The sequence below is a fragment of the Streptomyces parvus genome (assembly GCF_032121415.1).
Classification (GTDB): Bacteria; Actinomycetota; Actinomycetes; order Streptomycetales; family Streptomycetaceae; genus Streptomyces; species Streptomyces globisporus_A.
Genome location: NZ_CP135079.1, coordinates 674,762 through 698,178, shown reverse-complemented (window position 1 = coordinate 698,178; position 23,417 = coordinate 674,762). Strand labels below are relative to the sequence as shown.

Below are 23,417 nucleotides of genomic sequence, written 5' to 3'. Positions count from 1 at the left end.
TGCGGTTGTGATCAAGAGCCTTCTGTCGCTTTGAAGAGACCAGCACACAGACTCTTTGATGAAGCGGGAGGTTCACCCCGATCCGGATCACCGGGTGTGCCGAAGACGTGGGCGTCCCATGTGATGAGCTTGTCTCGCAGGCGTGCGAACGCGCTGGCCGGGTCCCAGACGTCATCGCTGGACACCAGGGCGATCTCTGGACGGCTCAAGCCTTTGGTCCCTTTTACAGTCCGCCACCCATGGACTTCCTCGTGGTACACCCAGCAGCTGTGGAGGTACCGGTTGCGCTGCTCGAAGCGAGACGTGCACAGGTCCAGGTCGTGCAGCGGCGCGGAGCGGTCGTGAGCTGGGATCCGCTCCTCGGGGAGTGCGGCCAGCCGGGTCCTGGCCTTGGCGACTTCACCGTTTCGTGAGGCTTGTCCGTGGAGGGGCTCTCGACGCCGCCAAGGTGGGCGTACAGGCCGTGCAGGATGTACTCGGCTTCCGCAGCACGCTGCACGAGCGCCCCCGGGCCAAAAGTCAGCGCAGCCTGCTCCTCGCTCATCCCCTCAAGCAGTTCAATTGTGCCGACAGGGACCTGCAGTGCCTTGGGCTGAAGGATGTCGGCGGGAGACGGGATAGTCATGTCCAATCTTTCACCGCAGGCGATCACTGGCAGATAGTCCCACTGACGTCCTCACTAAACGGTTGTAGCGAAATGCCAGAGATCACTGGGAGGTTGCTACGGGCCGTAGATGTGGGATATGCAATCTGTTCCATCCTGCTGAAGGATGCGCGCTGGTCCCGCTTTCCAGCGTGCCCCGGGCCGATCCGTTGGGTGAGTCAGCCCCGTGGCCACGCCGACCCTCGGGGTCGGCGGCCTCCACTTCCCGGATACGGCGGATCAACTCGGCGGACCCAGGCGAGCTGAGGATGGCCAACGTCTCGTATCAGGTGGGGAATTGGAAGCGGTCGACGAGCCCGGTCGCGCTGTCGCTCAACAGCGGCACGGAGGTCAGCGAGTCCAACGCGAGGGCCCCGGTGAGGCGTGCTCAGCCGTTCGCGGGTCAGGTCCGGCGATCCAGAAGCCATCCGGCCGGTTGCCGAGTACCGTCAGCGCGTCGCGGTACTCGGCCAGGGCGGCGGCATGCTCGGGTGAGCCGATGGGCGGCTCAGAACTCTGCGGCACGCACTGCCTCGGTCCTGGAGCAGCCACAGCGGCCGGGCAAGACCTCGCTGCCCGGCCGCTGCCGCTCAGACATTAGTTGGCGCTGAATCCTCTCTGTATGCGAAGCCGCGGCAGAGGGGGTGGCGTCGTCGCTGGGCTCAGGTCAGTGGGGTGCTGGCCAGGACCCGGCGCAGGATGGCCCAGGAGAGGTCGGACTCGGTGGCGAAGGGGCGCTGCTTCTTGGACTCCTCGTCGATGTAGTTGAAGGAGTCACGGCTGTAGCTGTCACCGTCCTTGTCCTCGACGCCGGTCTGCTCCGGGTTGAGGTAGACGTGGAAACTGGCGCCGAAGTCGGCGGAGGCGTTCATGTAGCCGGGGCCGGTGGTGCCGCCGCCGCCGTCCATCGGGCAGTACACCTGGTGCACGGCGTAGTTGTCCCTGGACAACCAGGCGCACTGGCCGGGGGTGAGGGTCAGCAGGCCGAGTTTGCGGGCGTCCCAGTCGAGGTGCTCGTAGACCATGACGTCGAGCTGGCCGGCGAGGCAGAAGACGATGCCGGTGGTGTGGCCGTGGGAGTGGATGGGCGAGTAGTGCTGGGCGGGCCAGATCTCCAGGACGACGGGCGAGCCGATGTCGCCCTTGGGGTGGTCGTGGGGGTGGAGGTGGCCGTGTTCGGCGGCCAGGTGGTCGTAGTCGCCCCGGCCGGTGCAGGCGACGCGGATGTACGGCGGGTGGGTCTTGTCGTGGTTGTACTTCTCCACCAGGATCTGGCGCAGCAGTCCCACCTTCTCGCCGGGTGCGGTGGCGGGGGCGAGGTGTTTGCGCATCGCCTCGATCTCCCACGCCGACAGGCGCAGGTCCTCGGCCTTGCGTGCGAGGTCCATGACGGCCGGGGGGATCATGAGCTGGCGGGCGTACTCGTCGAAGGACGTGGCCTGCCCGATCACGAGGGACGGGGCTGCCTCGGCACCCCTGAGGCGCAGCTGCCGTTCTTCTTCTTTGGTGATGTGGAAGGGGTACTGTGCATCGCCGTATTCCGGTTGTCCGGCGGGCGTCTGGGCGGCGGTCAGGCTCATCAGTGGGGACTCCTTTGTGTGTATGTGTGCCGCGGCTCGGCGCGGCACACATACACGTCGCGTTGAGCTGGGGCTGGACCGGATAGGCGGGTGTTCGGGTTTGACGTACCGGCGTGGGTGCACTGGGGCGGCGCACTCCGTCCGGGCGGTGCGACACAGGTGCGGGCACAGATGGCGGCTCGGCACCTGGCGGGGCAGCTCGCGCCGGCTGCGAGGCGACGCGCTCAGCAGCCCGTGGGTGATCCGGTGACCCGTCCGCGCTTACGGATCCGGTGGTGTTGACGCCGCTTCGGTGACCGCCCGCCACTGCAAGGGGGCGGCCGCGCGCGAGTGAGGCGCAGCCCTGCGCAGTGGGTGCGCGCCTTGCAGGGCGGTGTCTCTGGTGGCGTGTCAGTGACTGGGCAGGCGGGTGGCCCTGAGGCCGTCGAGGGGGTACTCCTGGGGCAGGCGAGCCGGGTCGCCCGGCACGGTGATCAGCACGGTGATCGGCCGGGACGTGCCCGCGGCGAGGAACTGGTCGCCCAACGAGCTCAGGTATGCCTTGCCGTCCTGGGCGATGACCTCCACGCCGGAGGCTTCGGCTTTCGCGCTCTTGACCGTCGGCAGGTCGAAGGAGATGCGGAACTTCCTGACGTCCTCCGCCGTGCCGCTTTCCTTGCCGATGGCGGTGAGCGTGAGGTCGAAGCTGTAGACCCGGCCCCGGGGCTCGCTGTTCTCCCATGTCCGGTTGAACTTCTTCGTCACGGTGATCTCGTCGTAACTGGGCGCAACGGGCAGAGGGGTGATGCGCCCGGCGCCGTTCATGATCTCCAGGTTGCCGACGGGCACCCTGCCCCGTCCAATGCGCTGCGAGTGGTCGGGGATCGTCGCCGTGGTCAGGTCGAGGCGGTTGACGTTGCCGGCGGAGTCGACGGCGTAGAAGTTGCCGTCCTGGTCGAAGAAGGTGGCCGAGTACGCCTTGCGGGAGCCTGCCGCGCTGCTGGCTTGCGCGGGCGGGAAGACACCCTGCTTGAGGACGGTCTTCATGGGCTGCCGGGCCGGGTCGACGAGCAGCAGGTCGCCGTTGTCGCCCTCCACCGAGTACAGCCGCCCGTCCTTGGGGTGGTAGGCGAAGTCGTCCCACCGGCCGCCTCCCGGTGCGTTGCGGGGTGTGGCCTTCCCGGCTGCCACATCGATGGCATAGCTGGGTGTGCCGGGATTGCTGACGGCGAAGAGGGTCTTGCCGTCGGGGTCCATGTCGCCGTCGAACCAGGGCCCGTCGGACAGCCCGTCGATGACCTGCTCCTTGAGGGTGCCGGCCGCCACGTCGATGGTGATGAGCTTGTTGCGGCTCACCGCCAGCAACAAGGGCTCTTTGTCGTCGCCGCGGTACTGCGCCCCCATAGCGGTGTAGCCCGCCTCGTAGGGCCGCACGTTCTCGACGGCACGGGTGTCACCATCGATGGGGTCGAAGCGGTAGATCCGGGTGTGGGTCCTGCCCACGGCGAGATACACCTTGCGGTGAGCCATGAAACCAAGCGTCCTTCCATGCGACTTCGGAACGCTTCGAAAACTGCCCCTGATCCACACCAGTAAGCACACTAAGTATTCGTTCGAATACAATAAGCCACAACGGTCAACAGCAGGAGCACCATTCATAAGATCGCCCACTCCACTCGGTGGGCTCCACTCGGTGAAGTGGACGCCGGACATCGTTGGTGCGCAGCACGGCATCGGGTCCGCGCCAACGGGTCCACTCAGTGGCCGGCCTACCGGACGCGGTGCGGCCCGGACTCCTGCGGCCGGTGTGCCTGGTGGTCGTCCTGGCGCACCAGGCGCAGGCGTCGGCATCGTCCTGTTCGGTGTAACGGGTCGCGCGGTGCGGGAGCCGTCGGCCGCCTCGGGGAACGCGTCCTGGAGCTGCCTCGCCTCTGTGGGCGCGGTACGGACCGCTTCCATGGTCGTAGGCACCGAAGAGGGTCACACCGACCCGGGGGGAAAGACAGCATCCCGTGGGCTGCACGACGCCGCTCGCCGTGTAGCGCCTGGTGGATCGGATGAAGTGCGCGCCGCGACCAGTTCGTTGGTCGCGGCGCGCTTGGCCCTGCCCGGTGTGCTGCGGGAGGAAAGGGCCGGGCCGTGCACTGCTGGCCAGCTGTTGGGTGCCGCCCCGGCGAGGGAGAGGTTTCAGGCGGTGGTGCGGTTGCCCTGGCGGACGGCAGGTATCCCAGCGCCGAGGCCGCGCCGGATGGCCGCCAGGGTGAGGGAGGCGTCGGCGTCCATGGCGTAGCGCCAGATGCCGACGAGGGCGCCCAGGCCGGAGGAGTCGCAGAAGGTGACGCCCGAGAGGTCGGCGACCAGGCGGGGTGGCCGTTCGCGATGAGGTCCAAGGCGCGGGCCCGTACGGCGGGTGCGGCAGCGATGTCGAATTCACCGGCCAGGGCGATCACGGCCAGGGCGCCGTCGGTGTGCGGGACGTCGATGTGGAATGCGTCGGTCATGGGCGTCGGATCTCCTGCCCGACGGAGGCGTGGGCGGGTGCGGTCGGGGCGGCGGCGCTGTGAGCGGTGGTGGTGATGCCGGCGGGAGCGGCGTCCGCGGTGGGGACGGACAGGGCCAGCGATGCCACGTCGTCGCGTTCGGTGTCGGGGAGGGTGTTCAGGAGCGAGCGCGAGGGTGTCGTCGATCAAGGCGCCGGCGCTGACCGGCGTCGGCCGCTGGGCGAGGAAGTCGGTCAGGCCCGTGTCGGCGAGCATGTGGCCATCGGCGGTGCGGGCCTCGGTCAGCCCGTCGGTGTAGAGCAGTAGGCGCTGGCCGGGTGCCAGGTGCGTGAGGCGAAGGCGGCTTCGGCGAATGCGCCGACCAGCATGCCGCCCTTGGCGCGAACCGCCTCCACCCGCACACCACCGCCCCCGGAAGGGGTGAGGTGGTAGGCGGGCGGATGGCCGCCGGTGGCCAGTGTGACCGTGAAACCGCCATCCTGGGCGGGATCGAGCAGGCCGAAGACGGCGGTGCAAAATCGCGTCCCCACGGCCGCGTCCAGGAGCAGTGCCGTGTTCAGGGCTTGCAACGCGGCCGTGGGTTCGGCGTCGACGAGGGCTGCGGCCCGCAGCCCTCGTCGACGGCTGCGGCCCGCAGCGTGTAGCGGGTCAGTGAGGTGACCGAGGCTGCTTCCGTGCCCTTGCCGCACACATTGCCCAGGAAGAAAGCCCACCGGCCGCCGCCGACGGGGAAGACGTCGTAGAAGTCGCCGCCCACCTCCTGCGGGGAGGCGGTCTTGTAGTGGCAGGCCGGCTCCAGCCCCGGCACCGCGGGTAGTGCCGGGGCACCAGGGTGCGCTGCAGGGGGGAGGCGACGCGGCGATGGCCGCCCTGTCCCGCTCCGCACGCCGCCTTGCCTCTTCCTCCGCCTGGCGCTTGTCCTGCTCGACCTTGCGGCGCTCCTGCTCGACGCGCACCACGTGCAACGCCGACAGCCGCAGCTCCAGCTGGTCACGCACCACCGCCGCCAGGTCCGCGAGCGTGGCCGAATCCGCCTCGCTGATCTCGCGGGGGCGGGTGTCGAGGACGTTGACCGTGCCCAGCCGGTACCCGTCCGCGGTGATGATGGGAGTGGCGGCGTAGAACCGCACCCCCATCGGGCCGGCGACCAGCGGATTGGAGCAGGCGACCGGATCCAGCAACGTGTCAGGGATGACGGTGGCGTCGTCGGTCGGCACTGCCGAGGACACGGGTGACGGCTCTCGACGTTGCCGGCCGGTTTCCCAGTCGCCGGCACCGCGGAAGGTGGCCGCGGCCCTCCGGGCGCTGGACGGCTGACCCGCCGGAAGCTCCCCTCGTCGGCTCCCGTCCCGGTACCCCCGGAGCGACGGCCATCCCCGTCAGCCGCCCGGCCGCCGAGCCGCCCGGCTCCCAGCGGACGGTTTCACGATCTGCCGCGAGAGCTTTCCCTGCGGGCGGTGGGCGGGGGTGGAGCTGGCTCCACCCCCGGACAGGAGTCTGCTCTCTCGTGGCCGCTGCGGCGGCTTTCTAGCGTTTCTCCATGAGGACGATCCGGCTGTGCAGGCCGGGCGGGAGCCGGATGAGGTCCAGGTTTCCGTCGGTCCGCCAGCCATCTGGGAAGGACGTGGAGATGTTCGGGCGACGCAGAGGTACGGAGACCCTCCAGTGGGGCGAAGGCCCGTCGGGTACGGTCCCGGCCGGACCGGTGCCGGCACTGGTGCTGGACACCGTGCGCCGTACGTACCCCGGCGGGGTGACCGCGCTCGACGGGGTGAGCCTGAGGGTGCCGGCCGGCCGCATGGTCGCTGTGCTCGGCCGCTCGGGTTCGGGGAAGTCGACGCTGCTGCAGTGCGCGGCGGGCCTTGACCGGCCGACGTCCGGGACGGTTCTGATCGGTGGCACAGAGCTCGCGGGACTCGGGGAAGCGGCGCTCACGCGGTTGCGCCGGGACAGGGTGGGGTTCGTCTTCCAATCCCTGAACCTGGTGCCGTCGCTGAGCGTCCTGGAGAACGCCGCGCTCCCGCTGCTGCTCGCGGCCCGGGGGGCGGACGCCCGGGCGCGGGCCGCCCTCGCGGCGGTCGGTCTCGCCGACCGTGCCGAGGACCGGCCGGCGCAGCTCTCCGGCGGCCAGCAGCAGCGGGTGGCGGTCGCCAGGGCGCTGGTGACCGAGCCGGACGTGGTGTTCGCCGACGAGCCCACCGGCGCGCTCGACCCGGCCACCGCGGCCGAGGTCCTCGCGCTGCTGCGGCACGCGGCCGACGAAGGCCGCACGGTCGTGTTGGTGACGCACGATCCGGTCGCCGCGGCCTGGGCGGACGAGGCGGTGTTCCTGCACGCGGGCCGGATCGTGGCCCATGAGGCCGCGCCACGCGCCGAGGCCGTACGGGCCCTGCTGCACGAGCTGGGACTCACGTCCGATGGCGTGCCGGACGGGTGGCCGGACCCGTCGCCGTACGAGCGGGGCGCCGAGGCCCACCGCGGCTCTGGTGCCGCCTCGCGATACGAGCGGAGCCCGCGATGAGAGCCGCTCCTGCGGCCGCCCTGCTGGCCGCGCGGGCCCGGGGAACGCACCGCAAGGCGTGGTCGGCGGTCGTCGTCGCGCTCGCCCTCGTCTCGCTGCTCCTCGGCGCCTTCGCGCTGACCATTGGTGCCACGGCGCTCGGCCACGCGCGCGTGGAGCGGTACGCGGCAGCCGACGCCGTGGTGGCCGCCGACCAGGCGACCCGCTACCGGGCCAAGCTCTGGGGCGGCGGTTCGGAGACCGCCGAGGTAGCTCTCACCGAGCGGATCGGGGTGCCGTGGCACACCGTCGGGCTGTTGCGAAAGGTGGACGGAGTGCGGGCGGCCGTGCCCGACAGCACGTTCCCGGTGACGGTGGAAAGTACCGGTGGCCTTGTCCTGCAGGGCGGTGCGTGGGAGGCAGCCCTGCTCGCGCCGTACGCCCTGCGGACGGGGCGCGCGCCCGGTGCGGCGGGCGAGGTGGTCGTCTCCGCCGGGCACGGAGCCTCGCCGGGAGACCGTGTGCGCCTGCGTACGGGAGGGGCGGCCCGCACGTTCACGGTGGTCGGCGTCGCGGACGGCCGGGACGCGGTGCACTTCACGGCGGGCGAGGCGCGGCGGCTCGCGGGACATCCCGGCACCGTGGACGCCATCGGACTGCTGGCCGAACCGGGCGTGGAGACCGCCGAGTTGCGGGCGCGGGTCAGGACCGCCCTCGACCGGGCCGGGGTCCAGGACGCCCGGGCCGAGGCGCGGGCAGCCGACGATGTCACCGCCCCGCAGGTGTACACCGGGGATGACCGGGGTGTGGCCGAGCAGCTGGCGGCGGCACCGGCGCGGTCGGCGCTGCTCGCGATGGGCGGAGCCGTCGCGGGGACCGTACTCCTCATCGCCGTTCTGGTGATCGCCTCCCTGGTGGCGCAGGCCCTGCGCCAGCGAGCAGGCGAACTGGCGCTGCTCCGGGCCGTCGGCGCCGCGCCACGGCAATTGCGCGCCGCCGTCGGCCGGGAGGTCCTGCGGGTCTCGGTGGGTCCGGCGCTGCTCGGGGCGGTCGCCTCGGTGCCGGCGTGCTTCGGCCTGCTCGGCCTGCTGCGGTCCGGCGGCGCGTTGCCGTCGGGGTTCGAACCGGCCACGCCCGCCTGGCTGTTCGCCGGTCTCCTGGTGACGGCGGGGCTGACCGTGTGCATCGCCCGCCTGACCGCGTTCCTCGGCTGTGAGCCCATCGCCCGGGCCCGGCCCGCGGCGGCCCTCGGGGCGACGGCCGCCGAACCGGTGAAGGAGCGCCCGGCCCGACGGATCACCGGCCTCGTCCTGCTCGCCCTCGGCATCAGCGCGGCCGGCACGGCGACCCTGCAGAGCGGTGCGGTGGCGGCCGCCTCGGCGAGTGCGGCGGCGCTCACGATGGTCGTCGGGTGCGCGGTGCTCGGCCCGTGGATCGCCCGCGGCGCGAGTCGGGTGGCGGCCGGACCGCTGCGGCGCTTCGGCGGCCCCGCGGGGCGGCTCGCGGCCGCCGAGTCCGCGACCGGCGCCCGCAGGCTCGGGGCGGCGATCACCCCGGTCGTCCTGGTCACCGCCTTCGTCCTGGTACAGCTCGCGGCGGGCGCGACCCTGTCGCGGGCCGGCGACGAGCAGGCGGCGGCGGCGATGCGGGCGGATCTGTCCGTCACGGCCACCGGCGACGGCCTGCCGCCCGGCGCCCTCGACGGGCTCCGGGACGCCCCCGGGGTCGCCGCCGTCAACGATGTCCTGCGCGGAACCGTGGTCCTGGCCGGACGCGAAGCGGGCTCGCCGGTCCTCGAACGCCTGCCGGTCCTCGGGGTCACCCCGGACGACCTGCCGCGCACCCTGGACCCGGAGCTCGTCGAGGGCTCGTTCGCGGATCTCGGCCCGGGCACGGTGTCGGTCGGCCGGGACCGGGCTCGTTCGATGGACCTGCGCCCCGGTGACCGCGTCCGGCTCCGCTTCGACGACGGCGCGGAGCGCTCCCTGCGCGTGGCCGCCGTGCACGAGCGCTCCCTGGCCCTGGGGGAGTTCCTCCTCTCACGCGCGGAGCTGGCGGCACATCTGACCGTTCCGCGCAGCACGGAGGTACTGATCGCGGCCACCGCCGGAACCGATCCGGCCGCCCTGCGCGCCCGGCTGGGAGAGCGGCTCGCCACCGCGCTCGCGGGCCCGGGTGCTCAAGCCACCGGTAGCAGCGCGGGTGTGACGCTGCGCCGGAACCCCGCGCCGGTACGCCTCGTGGCCGAGGAGCAGCGCGCCGGGGAGATCCTGGCGGGCGTCGCCGTGGTCTCGATCGGGGCGTTCACCGTGGTCGCCGTACTCAGTACCCTGACCCTGATCGGCGTCGGACGCCGCCCGGCCCTGCGACTCCTGCGTCTGGTCGGGGCGGGCCGGTCCCAGCTGCGCGGGATGCTCTACGCCGAGGTTGCCCTGGTCGCCGTGTCCGGACTGGTCGTCGGGGCGGGGGTGGCGGCGATCCCGCTGGCCGCCTTCAGCTTCGCGACGGCGCGCACCACGCCCTACCTGCCGCCGCTCCAGGGTCTTTTGATCGTCGCCGTGGTCGCGGTGACGGCGGCCGCGGGGACACTGCTCCCGGCGCGCAAGGCACTGCGGTGACCGCACAGCGGGGCCCCGGGAGCGGGGCCCCGCTCAGGCGTTGAGATAGGCGAGCACGGCTCGCACTCTGCGGTGCCCGCTGTCGCTGGGCGGCAGACCGAGCTTGGTGAAGACGTTGCCGATGTGCTTGTGCACCGAACGCTCGGTCACCACCAAGGACTTGGCAATCGTCGTGTTGTCATGGCCCTCGGCCATCAGGTGCAGCACTTCGCGCTCACGAGGGGTGAGGGCGGCCAGAGGATCGTCGCGGCGCCGCCGGGACATCAGCTCGGTGACGACCTCGGGGTCGAGCGCCGTGCCCCCGTCGGCGACCCGGTCGAGCGCGTCGAGGAACTCGTCCACCCGGCCCACCCGGTCCTTGAGCAGATAGCCGACTCCCCGCGCCCCACCGCCGAGGAGTTCGGCCGCGTAGGTCTCCTCGACGTACTGGGAGAGGACGAGCACCGGAAGACCGGGCAACTCCTCCCGGGCGGCAAGAGCGGCACGCAGTCCCTCGTCACGGAAGTCCGGCGGCATCCGTACGTCGAGCACGGCGGCGTCCGGCCGCTGGTCGAGAAGCAGGGGGAGGATCTCGGGCCCGGTCGCGGCGACGCCCGCGACCTCATGGCCCGATGAGCGCAGCAGCAGGACCAAGCCCTCCCGCAGGAGGGCGTTGTCCTCGGCGATCACCACGCGCACGGCAGCTCCACTTCGATGTCGGTCGGGCCCCCGGCGGGGCTGGTCACCCGGACGGTTCCGTCCAGGGCGGCGACCCGGCGGCGGATGCCGATCAGGCCGGTGCCGCGCGGCTGTTCGGGGTCGGTGCCGGTCAGGACGTCCTCGGCACCGCCGCGGCCCTCGTCGTGGACCCGCACGCGCACCAGGCGGGGGGTCCGGGTCAACTTCACCGACGCCCGCTCGGCGCCGCTGTGCTTGGCCGCGTTGGTGAGCGCCTCGGCCACCGCGAAGTAGGCGGCTGCCTCCACGGCGGCAGGCGCCCGCGTCCCGTCGTGCGTGCCGTCGACGCTCACCTCGACGTCCAGACCGCTGCTCGCGGCGAGCGCACGCACCGCGCCCTCCAGGCCCCGGTCGGTGAGGACGGGCGGGTGGATGCCGCGCACCACGTGCCGCAGTTCGGTGAGCGCCTCCTCTGCTTGCGTCTGCGCCTCGTCGAGCAGGGCACGGCCGGTCGCGGGATCCGTGTCGTAGGCCCGTTTGGCGAGCCCGATGCGCATCGACAGGGAGACCAGGCGGGCCTGGGTGCCGTCGTGCAGATCGCGTTCGATGCGCCGCAGCTCGGCGCCGTGCGCGGCGACCGCGCCGGCCCGGGTCTCGGTGAGCTGCTCGACCCGGCGGGCGAGGCGGGCCTGCGGCGAAGGCGTCAGGAGGGCCCTGGACCAGGCGGATTCGAGATCGGCGGTACGGGTGAGCAGGGGCAGGACGACCGGGGTGCGGCCGAGCGTCCCGCACCACAGTCCGTCGACCACGATCGCGGGCACCCAGAGGACCACAGCGACGCAGAACAGAAGGATCCCGTACACCATCTGGGCCCCGACCCAGCGCAGATCGCGCAAGGTGCCGGGGTCGTCGGCCGCTCCGCGCAGCCGCTCGACGACGGTCCCGGTCAAGGGGGCGTACGCCTCGGGAACCTCGACGCCGGTCCAGGCACCCACCCGCCGCCTCTCGAAGCCCGCGAACCGTCGGACGGTCAGTACGGTCTCGGGCAGCATCCCCGCACCCACGACGAGGGCGGCCGCCGCAAGCCCGATGAGGAACAGGGCGACCAGGAAAAGACAGGCGCAGCCGAGCCCGAAGCCGACGACGAGGTGCCGGGTCGCCCGCCATGCCCTGCCCACCGCCCGTTCCATGGCGACCAGCCTAGGCGACCGGCACGCCTCTGCGAGGTGGAGCCTGCTACACCATGCGCCGACGAGTGGGCGCCCTGCCACGGCGCAGGGTGCGGGGACCAGGATGGAGGCATCAGGACGCACCGCGTCACACACTCGCCCCGGGAGTTCCCCATGAAGGCCCTGCTCTGGTTCGTGCTCGTCTGCTCGCTCCTCTTCAACGCGACGACGAGCTTCCTGTGGTCCGGCACGACGCAGATGGCACTCAGCCTCGCCTCCGGCCTGATCTTCCTGGGGTCGGCGTTCACGCTGTGGCTGCTGCGCGAGAAGAACCCGCAGAGCTTCTGAGTCACCTGGCCCGTCACAACCGAATCTCAGGGAGTTTGGGATGATACGCACGAAGACCGCCTCGAAGCTGCGCAAGGGACTGTTGGTCATAGCGGCGGCGGGCCTGGTGGGCTCTGCCACCACCGTGGCCGCCGTGGCACATCCTCCCCAGGACACGCCCGGTCGGGGCGGCAAGGACCGGGCCCTTCAGAAGAGCCTCGACGCCTTGGTGAGCGAGGACAAGTTCCCGGCCGCCTTCGCGTGGGTCCGCAAGGACGGCCGCACCTCCTCGCTCGTCGCCGGGTCCGCGCGGCTCGGCAAGCAGGTTCCGGTCCCGCACGACGGATACGTACGGGCAGGCAGCAACACCAAGACGTTCACCGCGGTCGTGGTTCTGCAACTCGTGGCCGAGGGCAAGGTCGCGCTGGACGAGCCCGTCGAGACGTACCTGCCGGGAGTGGTGCGGGGCGAGGGCATCGACGGGGGGAAGATCACCGTGCGGCAGTTGCTGCAGCACACCAGCGGCCTTCCCAACTACACCGAGCACATCGGCCTGGAGGACTTCGGGAAGATCCAGCACACGTTCTTCCACCCGCATGATCTGCTCGCCGCGGCACTGGCCCACCCGGCGGAATTCGAACCGGGCGCCAAGTGGAAGTACAGCAACACCAACTACCTGCTGGCGGGCATGCTGATCGAGAAAGTCACCGGACGGCCGGTCCAGGAGCAGATCACCGAGCGCGTGATCCGGAAGGCGGGGCTGCGCCACACCTCCTGGCCACACGCCGGTGACCAGACCGTCCCCCGGCCCCATGCCCGCGGCTACGCGCTCAGCAGCCTGGAGAACGGTGAGGTCGTCGACGCCACCCGGATGGACCCCTCCTGGGGCGGAGCCGCCGGCCAGATGATCTCCACGCCGAGCGACCTGGCGAAGTTCACCCGCCGGCTCCTCGACGGAACGCTCCTCCCGCCCGGGCAACTGGCCGAGATGCGCAAGACGGTCGACGCCCCGGTGATGCCCGGATGGCGTTACGGTCTCGGCATCGTCAGCATCCCGCTGAGCTGCGGCGGCGTGTACTGGGGGCACGGCGGCGACATCGACGGCTACGAGACCCGGGGCGGCGCCACCGACGACGGCCGCTCGGTCGGTCTGGCGGTGACCGCTCTCCCCGGAACCTTCAGCGACGCGGAGAAGAGCGCGAAGGCAGTCATGTCCGCGACGGACACCGCCTTCTGCAACTGACTGCCCCCGGATGCCTCCACACACACCGATTCCCGCTCAGGGCCGGACGCTCCCGGCGGAAGACCCGCCTTGGTCCCGATAGCCGGATCAGCTGGTGGTGGGGCCGGGACCGTACGGTCCCGGCCCCACCACCAGCGAAGGTGTGACGAGCCCTGGGACAGGGGGGCAATCTCGTTGCCGCTGCCGGGCGGTGTGGGGTCGATCTGGTTGCGGGGGCCTCGTTGTCGTGCGCGCTCGCAGCGAGGATCACCACACCGATGATCAGGCCCAGCACGTCGGTGGCGAGTCCCCGCTTCCTGCCGGGCGTCTTCAAAGGTCAGATCCAGAGCAGGATTGAAGCGATGGTGACGGCCGCCTGGGAGGACTCGCGGGTTTTGTCATAGCGGGTGGCCAGTCCGCGCCACTGTTCCAGGCGGTTGAAGCAGCGTTCGACGACGTTGCGACGGCGGTAGATGCATCGGTCGAAGCGGGGTGGTCGGCCGCCGTGTGTGCTGTGCTTCAGAAAGTTCGCTGGCACACGCGTGTTTGATGTGCGCCTTCCGCGCAGGCCGCAACGATCCGGGGCCCGCTCCGCCACACGAGCTGGGACGTGCCCCCCAAGGCCGCCGTACCTCATCCGTGATGAACTGTGGCCCGGCTTAGAGACGTTGATCCCGTCTCGAACAAGAGAGTGGGAGGGACCGTGGACCTTGGTGGGGGGACGTGGCAGCGACTGACCGCCGCGGTGCTCGTCATGGCGGTGGCGGTCGGGTGTACGGGGCCGGGCGAAGGCGCGGGCGGCGGAAACGACGAAGACCTGCTGCGGAACCACGACTGGACGCAGATGCCGGGCACCACCGCGCGGAACGACATCCTGCGGGTCAGCGCATCGGATCGGCACATCGTGGAGCAGGACTCCTCCGGCGGCCAGCCCAACCCCCCGCTGAACCTGGCCGGCCCGCATCTTAGGTCCGATGGCGACTTCACCGTCACCGCGCGCATGTCCGGTGTGGGTGACGATGGAGGTGACTCATGGCTGCGGCTGTACGGACGGGTACCGGTCATCTACGACGAGTGGCGGCAGGAGCGGCCCTCACTCCGCGTCGGCGTGACCGCCGACGGACAAGTGAGGGTACAGATATGGGACGGCGAGGGCGATGAGCCGGCCACCTCCAAGGATTTCGACTGCGGTTGCTCCGGGACGGTGACGCTCGCCGTGTCGAGTATCGGTGACACATTCCGCATAAAAGCCGACGGGCGGCGGCTGGGCACCGTGCAGGACCCGGGGGTGTTCGCCGAGGGCACTGTCTGGTTCGGTCTGGAGGCGGACGCGGGCGAAGACGAGCGCCGCGAGGGATGGCGTCTGACCCAGCTGATCGCGCGGGCAGAGAGCGGTGACTCGCTCCGCGTGATCAAGGCCCCGCGGCTACGCCAGGAGCAGTCCGACGAGTCGCTGCGTGCGCGGGCCGCAGACGTGGGGCGGCCGTTCGACGTCGGCGCCGCCCTGGCCGAGAACCCGCTGCTCACCGACTCACGCTACCGGGCGCTCGCGGGGAGCCAGTTCTCCATGCTCACTCCGGAGAACGCGTTCAAGCCACAGTTCCTCCACCCACGCCGGGGCGTCTACGACTTCCGCGACGCGGACCTACTCGTACGCTTCGCCCGCGCAAACGACATGAAGGTGCACGCGCACACCCTCGTCTGGCACGAGGCTCTGCCCAGCTGGATGCGGGAGGACGACGACCCCGAGGAGGTGCGCCGGACCATGCTCCGGCACATCGCCATGGTCGCCGGGCACTTCAAGGGAAAAGTCGCGGAATGGGATGTGGTCAACGAGCCCATGTCCGACGACGAGAAGAGCTACACCAACGGGGATCTCGGTCTGCGCTCCGAGCAGAGCCCGTGGTTCGAGGCCATGGGGGAGGAGTACATCGACGAGGCGTTCAGGGCCGCCCACCGGGCCGATCCGAAGGCACGGCTGTTCCTCAACGAGTACGGGGTCGAGGAGGAAGGCGAGCGGTGGGACGCCCTTTACGATCTGATCAAGCGGCTCAAGGAACGCGGCGTGCCGATCGACGGCGTGGGTTTCCAGAACCATGAGTACGCACCCGGCGACCGCATCGACCCGGAGACCTTCCGCAGCCATGTGCGGGATCTGGCGGAGCTCGGGGTTCAGGCGCGGGTGTCGGAGATGGACGTCCCCATAGGTGAGGACGAGGAGGACGGGCGGCAGACCCAGGCTGATGAGATGGCGGGCAAGCTGCGGGTCTGCCTGGAGGAGCCGACCTGCACATCGTTCTCCACCTGGGGATTCACCGACCGGTACGGTTCCACCGCCGACACCAAGATCTATCCTCCGCGCACGGCCGATTCCCTGCCGTGGGACGCGGCCCTGCGGCCGAAGCTGGCGTACGAGCGCCTGATCGAGGCCTTTGACGAGGCGTGAGGAATCAAGGTGCGATCTCTCGGTTTGGTGTCGATGACAGGGAGAGTCAAAGAGCTTGTTGTTCCGCCAGGGGCGTTTGACAAGGCGGCGAAGCTGAGTAGGTCACGCTCGCTCGAGAGGGCGGCACGTGGGATTCAACGCAGGTGTGGAGAACGCCTTGTGGGACCGGCTGTCGCACTGGACGCCAGGTCGAGGAGGTGCTCCGAAAACCCAGGACAGGCAGGAGCGTGGAACGCGTCTCCATATCATCCCGTACCGGGGCCGGCTTCCTCTCAGGAGTATCGCCGATCTCCGTGCGTTCGTAGCCAACTTGGAGTCGACAGTCTCGTCGGTCGACTACCAGCGCGGCATCCTGTCCGAGCTTTCCTCCATCCTGGAAGCGGCCGTCGGCGACAAGCGCCTCGCGCGCAACCCCGTGCACGCAAAATCTGCGCGGTGGCCCAAGTCGCCACGGGAGCGGCGCGGCGCGTGGCCGATGGCTACGGCACTGCGGGTCCGCGATGCCGTCAACGAGCGGAACAGGATCGCCGTCGTAGTCGGTCCGGGCCGCGGACTCCGCCAGGGCGAGGTGTTCGGACTGAGTCCAAAGGACATCGACCGTGAACGCGGCATGCTTCACGTTCGGCGCCAAGTGCGGGCGATATACGGAAGGCTGTACTTCACCTCGCCGAAGGGGAAGAAGATCCGCACCGTGGATCTGCCCCCTCGGTGGCCGAGGAACTCAGGCGTCACATCGAAGTGTTCCCGCCAGTTGGGATGGAGCTGCCGTGGGGGAAGCCGGAGGGGGAGAGGAAGAAGTCTTCCCTGCTGCTCACCACCCGCTTCGGCAACGCCATCGCGGGGAACACATGGAACACCTACACCTGCAAGCCGGCCTTGGCCAAGGCCGGTGTCATCCCGCCACGTGCCGAGGGGACGAAAGCCTGGCAGTGGGCGGCGGCCCCGAACGGACGGTTTCCCCGTGCTTCGGCACACCTACGCCTCGACCATCCTGGAAGCCGGAGAGTCCGTCGTGACCATGGCGCGGTGGCTCGGACATTCCTCGCCGGCGATCACTCTCGGTTACTATGCTCACTTCATGCCGGATGCCGGCAGCAAGGGGGCGCGGCACCATCGACGGTCTGCTTGGGAAGGGCGGGGCATCGGCTCGCTAGCCGAAACTCCCCAGATTCTCCCCGGCGCCGTCGACCGGCGGTTCCCGCCTCTGCGCCCGGCAGTAGTCCTCCGTTGATTGTAAGGCTGAAAAGATGGGTGACCTGGGAAAGTGTTGCAAGAAGTCGTAGCGACCCGCTATGTCACGCCCCTGCGGGAGGGTGGCTCGCTCCCAGGGATCGTCGAGGCCGACGACCTGGGCACGTACGTCATGAAGTTCACCGGGGCCGGGCAGGGGCGCAAGACGCTCGTCGCCGAGATCATCTGCGGAGAGCTCGGCCGGCGGCTGGGGCTGCGGGTGCCCGAGCTGGTGACCATCGAGCTCGACCCCGTCATCGGTCTCGCCGAGCCCGACGAGGAGGTGCAGGAGCTGCTCCGGGCGAGCGGTGGGCTGAACCTCGGGATGGACTATCTGCCGGGCTCGTTCGGGTTCGACCCGCTCGCCTACGAGGTCGGGGCGGCCGAGGCCGGGCGGATCGTCTGGTTCGACGCGCTGATCAACAACGTGGACCGCTCCTGGCGCAACCCCAACCTGCTCGTCTGGCACGGCGACCTCTGGCTCATCGACCACGGCGCGACCATGATCTGGCACCACAACTGGCCGGGCGCCCGGGCCTCCGCCGCCAAGCCGTACAACGCCTCCGACCACGTCCTGGCCCCCTTCGGGCCGGACATCGCGGCCGCGGCCGCCGAGCTCGCCCCGCTGGTCACCGAGCAACTGCTCACCGAAGTGGCCGCCGATGTGCCGGACGTCTGGCTGGCCGACGAGCCCGGCTTCGACTCCGCCGACGAGGTGCGCCGGGCCTATGTCGCCCCGCTGCTCGCACGGGCCGCGACCATCCACGAGCGGATCACGCTGGACGCGCCCACCGCGACCCGGCCCTCCCAGGCCCCGGGCTGGCTCACCGACCGGCTGCCCCCGCGGCGGAAGCAGGCCGCGGGCGGCGACCGCGCCGCGGCGGTCGCCCGTACCGGCGAGGAGAGCGGCCGATGACGCGGCGCGATGTCTTCGAGTACGCGCTCCTGCGCGTCGTGCCCCGGGTCGAGCGGGGGGAGTGCTTCAACGCCGGGGTGCTCGTCTACTGCCGGGCCCACTCCTTCGTGGCCGCCCGGACGTACCTCGACGAGGCGAAGCTGAAGGCGCTCGACCCGGCCGCCGACGTCGTCGGGGTGCGGGCCGCCCTGCGCGCCGTCGAAGGGGTCTGCGGCGGCGGTGCGGAGGCCGGCCAGGCTGCGGGCGACGACGCCGGACGGCGGTTCCGCTGGCTGATCGCCCCGCGCTCCACGGTCGTCCAGCCCGGGGCGGTGCACAGCGGGCTGACCACCGACCCGGCCGGTGAGGTGGAACGGCTGCTCGACCTCCTCGTGCGCTGATCCGCGCCCCGGCCGGGCCGCGACGGCCGGCGGCGGACGCTCCCGCCCGGTGTGACGTACGGCCCGCCGGGGCGTGCGCCGTTGACACCGGGTGCCAGGGCTTCTAGCGTCTCGTCTGCTGAAGGTACTAAGCGGTTGCTCAGCAATCGGGGGTCTTTCCGCCAGGGAGTGTCAGGGACTGGCGGGCAAGCGCCCCGCTGTCCGCTGAGCCGCTATCCAAGGGCGAGGAGAACCAAGCATGTCCACCACCGAGCAGCGCGTCGCCATCGTGACGGGAGCGGCGCGGGGCATCGGCGCCGCCACCGCCGTACGCCTCGCGGCCGAGGGCCGCGCCGTCGCCGTACTCGATCTCGACGAAGCGGCCTGCAAGGACACGGTCGAGAAGATCACCGCCGCCGGGGGCACCGCGCTGGCCGTCGGCTGCGACGTGTCGGACGCCGGTCAGGTGGAAGCCGCCGTCGCGCGGGTCGCCGCCGAGCTGGGCGCGCCGACGATCCTCGTGAACAACGCGGGCGTGCTCCGCGACAACCTGCTGTTCAAGATGAGCGAGTCCGACTGGGACATCGTGATGAACGTGCACCTCAAGGGCGCGTTCCTGATGGCCAAGGCCGTCCAGGCCCACATGGTCGAGGCCAAGTTCGGCCGGATCGTCTCGCTCTCCTCCTCCTCGGCCCTCGGCAACCGGGGCCAGGCCAACTACTCCGCGGTCAAGGCGGGGCTCCAGGGCCTCACCAAGACGCTCGCCAAGGAGCTCGGCAAGTTCGGCGTCACCGCCAACGCCGTCGCGCCCGGCTTCATCGTCACCGAGATGACCGCGCAGACCGCCGAGCGCGTCGGCATGGGCTTCGAGGAGTTCCAGGCGGCGGCCGCCACGCAGATCCCGGTCCAGCGTGTCGGCCGTCCCGAGGACGTCGCGAACGCCATCGCCTTCTTCGCGGGCGACGACGCGGGCTTCGTCTCCGGCCAGGTCATGTACGTGGCCGGCGGACCCCTCAACTGATCCGAAGGGCAGCGGACATCATGACGGTGCAGGACAGCGGAAAGGTCGCCCTCGTCACGGGCGCCAGCCGGGGCATCGGCTACGGGATCGCCGAGGCGCTCGTCGCCCGCGGCGACCGGGTCGTCATCACCGGGCGGGGCGAGGACGCCCTGAAGGAGGCCGTGGAGCGGCTCGGCTCCGACCGGGTGGTCGGCATCGCGGGCAAGGCGCACGACGAGGCGCACCAGGCCGCGGCGGTCGAGCGCACGATGGAGGCGTTCGGCCGGGTCGACTACCTGGTCAACAACGCCGGGACGAATCCGGTCTTCGGACCCATGGCGGAGCTCGACCTCAACGTGGCCCGCAAGGTCTACGAGACCAATGTGATCTCGGCGCTCGGCTTCGCCCAGCAGACCTGGAAGGCATGGCAGAAGGAGAACGGCGGGGCGATCGTCAACATCGCCTCCGTCGCCGGCGTCGCCCCCTCGCCGTTCATCGGCGCGTACGGGATGTCGAAGGCGGCCATGATCAACCTGACCGCCCAGCTGGCGCACGAGTTCGCCCCGGTCGTCCGGGTCAACGCGATCGCCCCGGCCGTGGTCAAGACGAAGTTCGCCGAGGCGCTCTACGAGGGCCGTGAAGCGGAGGCGGCCGCCGCCTACCCGCTGGGCCGGCTCGGTGTGCCCGAGGACATCGGAGGCGCGGCGGCCTTCCTTACCTCCGCACAGTCCGACTGGATCACCGGGCAGACCCTCGTGGTCGACGGAGGAATCTTCCTCAACGCGGGCGTGGGCTGAGAGCAGCCTGAACCGATTTGGCCCCGATTGAGTCAAGTGCCCCGCCGGGTCAGCGGATTGACCTGGCGGGGCGCTGCGGTATGGTCTGCCGACCCATGGCTGATCGAGGAGCGTGCGCGTGTTCTACCGGGCCAGTCTGCAGGCTGCTGCAGCCCTTGCTTCCCTTTCTCTGCTTGCCGGCTGCGGTCTCCTTTCCGACAGCGGATCGGAAACGGACCAGAAGATAACCGTCGGGACGACCAGCTCCCCGTCCACACTCGATCCGGCGGCGGCCTGGGACGGTTCCTGGGAATTGATGCGGAACGTTTACCAGACCCTGGTGAGCTTCCCCACCGGCAGTACGAGCCCGGAGCCGGACGCGGCGGAATCCTGCAAGTTCACCGACGCGACGAGCATGGCGTACCGGTGCACGCTCAAGAAGGACCTCGAATTCTCCAACGGCGAGAAGCTCGACGCCGAGGCCGTGAAGTACTCCATCGACCGCGTCGTGGACATCCACTTCAAGGGCGGCCCGGCCGGGATGCTCGGCTCGCTGGACCGCATCGAGACCAAGGGCGACGACACGGTCGTCTTCCACCTGAACAAGTCCGACGCCACGTTCCCGTTCATCCTCGCAACGCCCGCCATGTCGCTCGTCGCCCCCGGCGACTACCGCAAGGACAAGATCCGCGACGACGGCAAGGTCACCGGCTCCGGCCCGTACCTCCTGGAGTCCTACGAGGGCCGGAAGACCGCCGAGCTGAAGAAGAACCCGGACTACAAGGGCTTCGCCAACCGGAAGAACGACGCGGTCACCATCCGCTACTTCGAGAAGTCCGCGGACATGGTGAGCGCGCTCAAGGCCGACGAGATCGACGCCACCTACCGGGGTCTGACCGCCGAGGAGGTCGTCAGCCTGGAGGACAACAAGGACGACAACGCCGGCCTCCAGATCGTCGAGAGCACGGGCGCCGACATCCGCTTCCTGGTCTTCAACCCGAAGGACCCGGCCGCCGCGAACCCCGCCGTCCGCAAGGCCATCGCCCATGTCGTCGACCGCGACGCGCTGGTCGAGAAGGTCTACCGGGGCACCGCCGAGCCCCTCTACTCCATGATCCCCAAGGGCATCGCCGGACACACCACGAGCTTCTTCGACGCCTACGGCGACACGGATGTGAAGAAGGCGAAGAACATCCTCTCCGGGGCCGGTGTCACCGAGCCCGTGAAGATGACTTTCTGGTACACCACCGACCGCTACGGATCCGCCACGGAGCCCGAGTTCGAGGAGCTCAAGCGGCAGCTGGAGGAGTCCGGACTGTTCAAGATCACGCTGCGGGGCGAGCCCTGGCAGAAGTTCCAGGAAGGCTTCAACAAGGGTGAGTACCCCGTCTTCGGCCGTGGCTGGTTCCCCGACTTCCCGGACCCCGACAACTTCGTCGCCCCGTTCGTGGGCCAGGAGCCCGTCACCGGCAGCCCGTACATCAACAAGGAGATCACCCAGCAGCTGATCCCCGCCTCGCGCCAGGAGAGCGACCGGGGAGCGGTCAGCAAGCAGTTCGAGCGGGCCCAGGAGATCCTCGTCGACGACGTCCGCCTGCTGCCGCTGTGGCAGGGCAAGCTGTACGTCGCGGCGGGCGAGGACATCGGCGGCGGCGAGCGGGCGCTCGACCCGCAGACCGTCATGCAGCTGTGGGAGCTGTACCGCAAGGCCAGCTGGTAGAGGACCCGGCGGAAGGGACGACGGGCCTCCTCGGGGCCCGTTGTCAGTGGCCACCGGTAGGTTCTGGGATCAAGAACCTGTTGCTCACCGGAGGTTGTGGACGTGACCGATATCGACCTGCTGCCCGAGTCCTGGCGCGGCGTCCTCGGCGAAGAACTGCAGAAGCCGTACGTCAAGGAGCTGGCGGACTTCGTCGAGGAGGAGCGGGCCAAGGGCCCCGTGTATCCGCCCCGCGAGCAGGTCTTCGCCGCCCTGGACGCCACGCCCTACGACCAGGTGAAGGTCCTCGTCCTCGGCCAGGACCCGTATCACGGCCAGGGCCAGGGGCACGGGCTCTGCTTCTCCGTGCGCCCCGGGGTCAAGACGCCGCCGTCGCTGCGCAACATCTACAAGGAGATGCAGCAGGAGCTGGGCCTGCCCATCCCGGACAACGGCTATCTGATGCCCTGGGCCCGACAGGGCGTCCTCCTGCTCAACGCCGTGCTGACCGTCCGGGGCGGCGAGGCCAACTCCCACAAGGGCAAGGGCTGGGAGAAGATCACCGACGCCGTGATCCGCGCCGTCGCCGACCGGCCCGACCCGGCGGTCTTCGTGCTCTGGGGAAATTACGCGCAGAAGAAGCTGCCCCTGATCGACGAGGAGCGCCACATCGTGGTGAAGGGCGCGCACCCCTCGCCGCTCTCCGCCAAGAAGTTCTTCGGCTCCCGCCCCTTCACGCAGATCAACGAGGCCGTGGCCGCCCAGGGGCACCAGCCGATCGACTGGCGGATCCCCGACCTCGGCTGACGGGTTCCCCCGGCACGATCGGCAAGACACCCTCCCAGGGGGTGTCTGACCGGTTATGCGGAAGCCCGGCGTTAGCGTCGGACGGACGGGTGACCGGCCGGACGGGCGACGAGGAGAGCGCAGTGGTGGAGCGGCAGGAGGCGTCCGAGGACGCCGTCATGACCAGGATCGGCCAGGCGATCATGCTGCTCCACGGAGGTGACCGGGAGGAGGCCCGCAACCGCTTCGGCGCGCTCTGGTCGGAGCTCGGAGCGGACGGCGACGCCCTCCACCGCTGCACCCTCGCGCACTACATGGCCGACACCCAGGACGACCCCGGTGACGAGCTGGCCTGGGACCTGCGCGCCCTGACGGCCGCCGAGGGGGCGGGCGAGGGGCGGGCGGCGGAGCACCGGGAGATTCCGGCCGTCCGGGCGTTCTACCCCTCGCTGCACCTCAACCTCGCGGCGGACTACCTCAAGCTCCAGCGCCCCGACTCCGCCCGCATCCACCTCCAGCGGGCCCGTGCCGCGGCCGAGTCCCTCGCGGACGACGGGTACGGCGGCGGGGTCCGCGCCGCCATCGACCGCCTGGAGCTCCGCCTGCGGGAACAGTGACCCCGGGGACCCCGCAGGCCCCGGGGGGCGTCAGCGGCCGTAGGCCTCCGAGCAGATGCGGGCCTGCGGGCTGCCCGCAGGCCAGCCGCCGTACCCCCGGCCGAGCGCACAGACGTCCGCGCCGCCGGGGACGCGTGGCAGGACGGGCACGCTGACGGACGGAACCCTCGGGGCCCGGTCGGGCGCCCGCCGCTGCGGCGGGTCCGCGCGCTCGGGCGGCCGGGCGGCCCCCACCGGTCCGGCGCCCCGGACCTCTGCGGGGGAGCCGGCGGCCGGAGGGGCGGGGGAGGAGGGCCAGGCCGGCGGGGGGCTCGGATCCGGCACGACCTCCAACCCCTCACGGGCGGGGGGCTGCACGATCTGCGCAGCCACGTCCTGGGCCGGCCCGGTGG

Annotated in this window: 19 protein-coding genes and 4 pseudogenes; 12 read left to right on the top strand and 11 right to left on the bottom strand. The window is 70.7% G+C overall.

The genetic code is table 11. The features are described from left to right. Positions 1-1,305: 1,305 nt before the first annotated feature. The 6 genes and pseudogenes from RNL97_RS04185 to RNL97_RS33045 all read right to left on the bottom strand — a co-directional run. Entirely contained in the window at positions 1,306-2,223 is a 918-nt protein-coding gene (locus tag RNL97_RS04185) for a cupin domain-containing protein (RefSeq protein ID WP_030588259.1), read from the bottom strand. A 390-nt stretch (positions 2,224-2,613) separates the two neighbouring features. After that, a complete protein-coding gene (locus RNL97_RS04180) occupies positions 2,614-3,732 on the bottom strand; it encodes a YncE family protein (protein WP_030588262.1) in 1,119 nt (372 codons plus the stop codon). A gap of 967 nt (positions 3,733-4,699) precedes the next feature. Then, a complete protein-coding gene (locus RNL97_RS04170) occupies positions 4,700-4,831 on the bottom strand; it encodes a hypothetical protein (protein WP_313750390.1) in 132 nt (43 codons plus the stop codon). 91 nt (positions 4,832-4,922) lie between these two features. Beyond that, a pseudogene (locus RNL97_RS33055) lies at positions 4,923-5,260 on the bottom strand (PP2C family protein-serine/threonine phosphatase); the annotation flags it as partial. Continuing rightward, entirely contained in the window at positions 5,260-5,394 is a 135-nt protein-coding gene (locus RNL97_RS33050) for a hypothetical protein (RefSeq protein ID WP_308381912.1), read from the bottom strand. The gene RNL97_RS33050 and the pseudogene RNL97_RS33055, both read right to left, overlap by 1 nt. Before the next feature lie 316 nt (positions 5,395-5,710). After that, positions 5,711-5,956: pseudogene (locus RNL97_RS33045) on the bottom strand (GAF domain-containing protein); the annotation flags it as partial. A gap of 377 nt (positions 5,957-6,333) precedes the next feature. Between RNL97_RS33045 and RNL97_RS04160 the strand changes: the two are divergent. After that, complete coding sequence (locus RNL97_RS04160) at positions 6,334-7,224, top strand: ABC transporter ATP-binding protein (RefSeq protein ID WP_050500132.1); 891 nt, start codon at positions 6,334-6,336, stop codon at positions 7,222-7,224. Beyond that, a complete protein-coding gene (locus tag RNL97_RS04155) occupies positions 7,221-9,821 on the top strand; it encodes an ABC transporter permease (protein ID WP_030588270.1) in 2,601 nt (866 codons plus the stop codon). The genes RNL97_RS04160 and RNL97_RS04155 overlap by 4 nt, the downstream gene beginning before the upstream one ends. 33 nt (positions 9,822-9,854) lie before the next feature. On the opposite strand, the gene RNL97_RS04150 is transcribed toward RNL97_RS04155, so the two are convergent. Together RNL97_RS04150 and RNL97_RS04145 are read right to left on the bottom strand one after the other, a co-directional pair. After that, positions 9,855-10,499, bottom strand: a complete 645-nt coding sequence (locus RNL97_RS04150) for a LuxR C-terminal-related transcriptional regulator (protein ID WP_030588273.1) — start codon at positions 10,497-10,499, stop codon at positions 9,855-9,857. After that, positions 10,487-11,668 (bottom strand): sensor histidine kinase, encoded by a 1,182-nt coding sequence (locus RNL97_RS04145; RefSeq protein WP_313750389.1) that lies wholly within the window; start codon positions 11,666-11,668, stop codon positions 10,487-10,489. The genes RNL97_RS04150 and RNL97_RS04145 overlap by 13 nt, the downstream gene beginning before the upstream one ends. 153 nt (positions 11,669-11,821) lie before the next feature. Here RNL97_RS04145 and RNL97_RS04140 point away from each other — a divergent pair, with 153 nt between their 5' ends. Both RNL97_RS04140 and RNL97_RS04135 read left to right on the top strand, forming a co-directional pair. After that, a complete protein-coding gene (locus RNL97_RS04140; RefSeq protein ID WP_199814235.1) occupies positions 11,822-11,995 on the top strand; it encodes a hypothetical protein in 174 nt (57 codons plus the stop codon). A 40-nt stretch (positions 11,996-12,035) separates the two neighbouring features. Then, complete coding sequence (locus RNL97_RS04135; RefSeq protein ID WP_030588279.1) at positions 12,036-13,217, top strand: serine hydrolase domain-containing protein; 1,182 nt, start codon at positions 12,036-12,038, stop codon at positions 13,215-13,217. A gap of 214 nt (positions 13,218-13,431) precedes the next feature. Here the strand turns inward: RNL97_RS04135 and RNL97_RS04130 are convergent. Then, a pseudogene (locus RNL97_RS04130) lies at positions 13,432-13,527 on the bottom strand (IS5/IS1182 family transposase); the annotation flags it as partial. A gap of 6 nt (positions 13,528-13,533) precedes the next feature. After that, a pseudogene (locus tag RNL97_RS04125) lies at positions 13,534-13,686 on the bottom strand (IS5/IS1182 family transposase); the annotation flags it as partial. Positions 13,687-13,899: 213 nt separating this feature from the next. Between RNL97_RS04125 and RNL97_RS04120 the strand changes: the two are divergent. The 8 genes from RNL97_RS04120 to RNL97_RS04085 all read left to right on the top strand — a co-directional run bounded on the left by RNL97_RS04120 (position 13,900) and on the right by RNL97_RS04085 (position 23,025). Next, positions 13,900-15,642, top strand: a complete 1,743-nt coding sequence (locus RNL97_RS04120) for an endo-1,4-beta-xylanase (RefSeq protein ID WP_030588282.1) — start codon at positions 13,900-13,902, stop codon at positions 15,640-15,642. A gap of 1,264 nt (positions 15,643-16,906) precedes the next feature. Next, positions 16,907-17,788 carry a HipA family kinase gene (locus RNL97_RS04115; protein WP_313750388.1) on the top strand — a complete coding sequence of 294 codons (882 nt, stop codon included), beginning with the start codon at positions 16,907-16,909 and terminating at the stop codon, positions 17,786-17,788. After that, complete coding sequence (locus RNL97_RS04110; RefSeq protein WP_030588288.1) at positions 17,785-18,168, top strand: DUF3037 domain-containing protein; 384 nt, start codon at positions 17,785-17,787, stop codon at positions 18,166-18,168. Before RNL97_RS04115 ends, RNL97_RS04110 begins: the two co-directional genes overlap by 4 nt. A gap of 238 nt (positions 18,169-18,406) precedes the next feature. Then, positions 18,407-19,168: a 3-oxoacyl-ACP reductase FabG gene (gene fabG, locus RNL97_RS04105; protein ID WP_006122981.1), complete on the top strand. Its 762-nt coding sequence runs from the start codon at positions 18,407-18,409 to the stop codon at positions 19,166-19,168. Positions 19,169-19,188: 20 nt separating this feature from the next. After that, positions 19,189-19,944, top strand: coding sequence for an SDR family oxidoreductase (locus RNL97_RS04100; RefSeq protein WP_030588293.1), 756 nt, complete (start codon positions 19,189-19,191; stop codon positions 19,942-19,944). Positions 19,945-20,062: 118 nt separating this feature from the next. After that, a complete protein-coding gene (locus RNL97_RS04095) occupies positions 20,063-21,643 on the top strand; it encodes an ABC transporter substrate-binding protein (protein WP_313751604.1) in 1,581 nt (526 codons plus the stop codon). Between the two features lie 102 nt (positions 21,644-21,745). Continuing rightward, entirely contained in the window at positions 21,746-22,429 is a 684-nt protein-coding gene (locus RNL97_RS04090) for a uracil-DNA glycosylase (RefSeq protein ID WP_313750387.1), read from the top strand. Between the two features lie 122 nt (positions 22,430-22,551). Beyond that, positions 22,552-23,025 (top strand): hypothetical protein, encoded by a 474-nt coding sequence (locus tag RNL97_RS04085; RefSeq protein WP_030588301.1) that lies wholly within the window; start codon positions 22,552-22,554, stop codon positions 23,023-23,025. Between the two features lie 30 nt (positions 23,026-23,055). Here RNL97_RS04085 and RNL97_RS33040 read toward each other — a convergent pair whose 3' ends face one another. Further along, positions 23,056-23,349 carry a hypothetical protein gene (locus RNL97_RS33040; RefSeq protein ID WP_390334328.1) on the bottom strand — a complete coding sequence of 98 codons (294 nt, stop codon included), beginning with the start codon at positions 23,347-23,349 and terminating at the stop codon, positions 23,056-23,058. Positions 23,350-23,417: the final 68 nt, after the last annotated feature.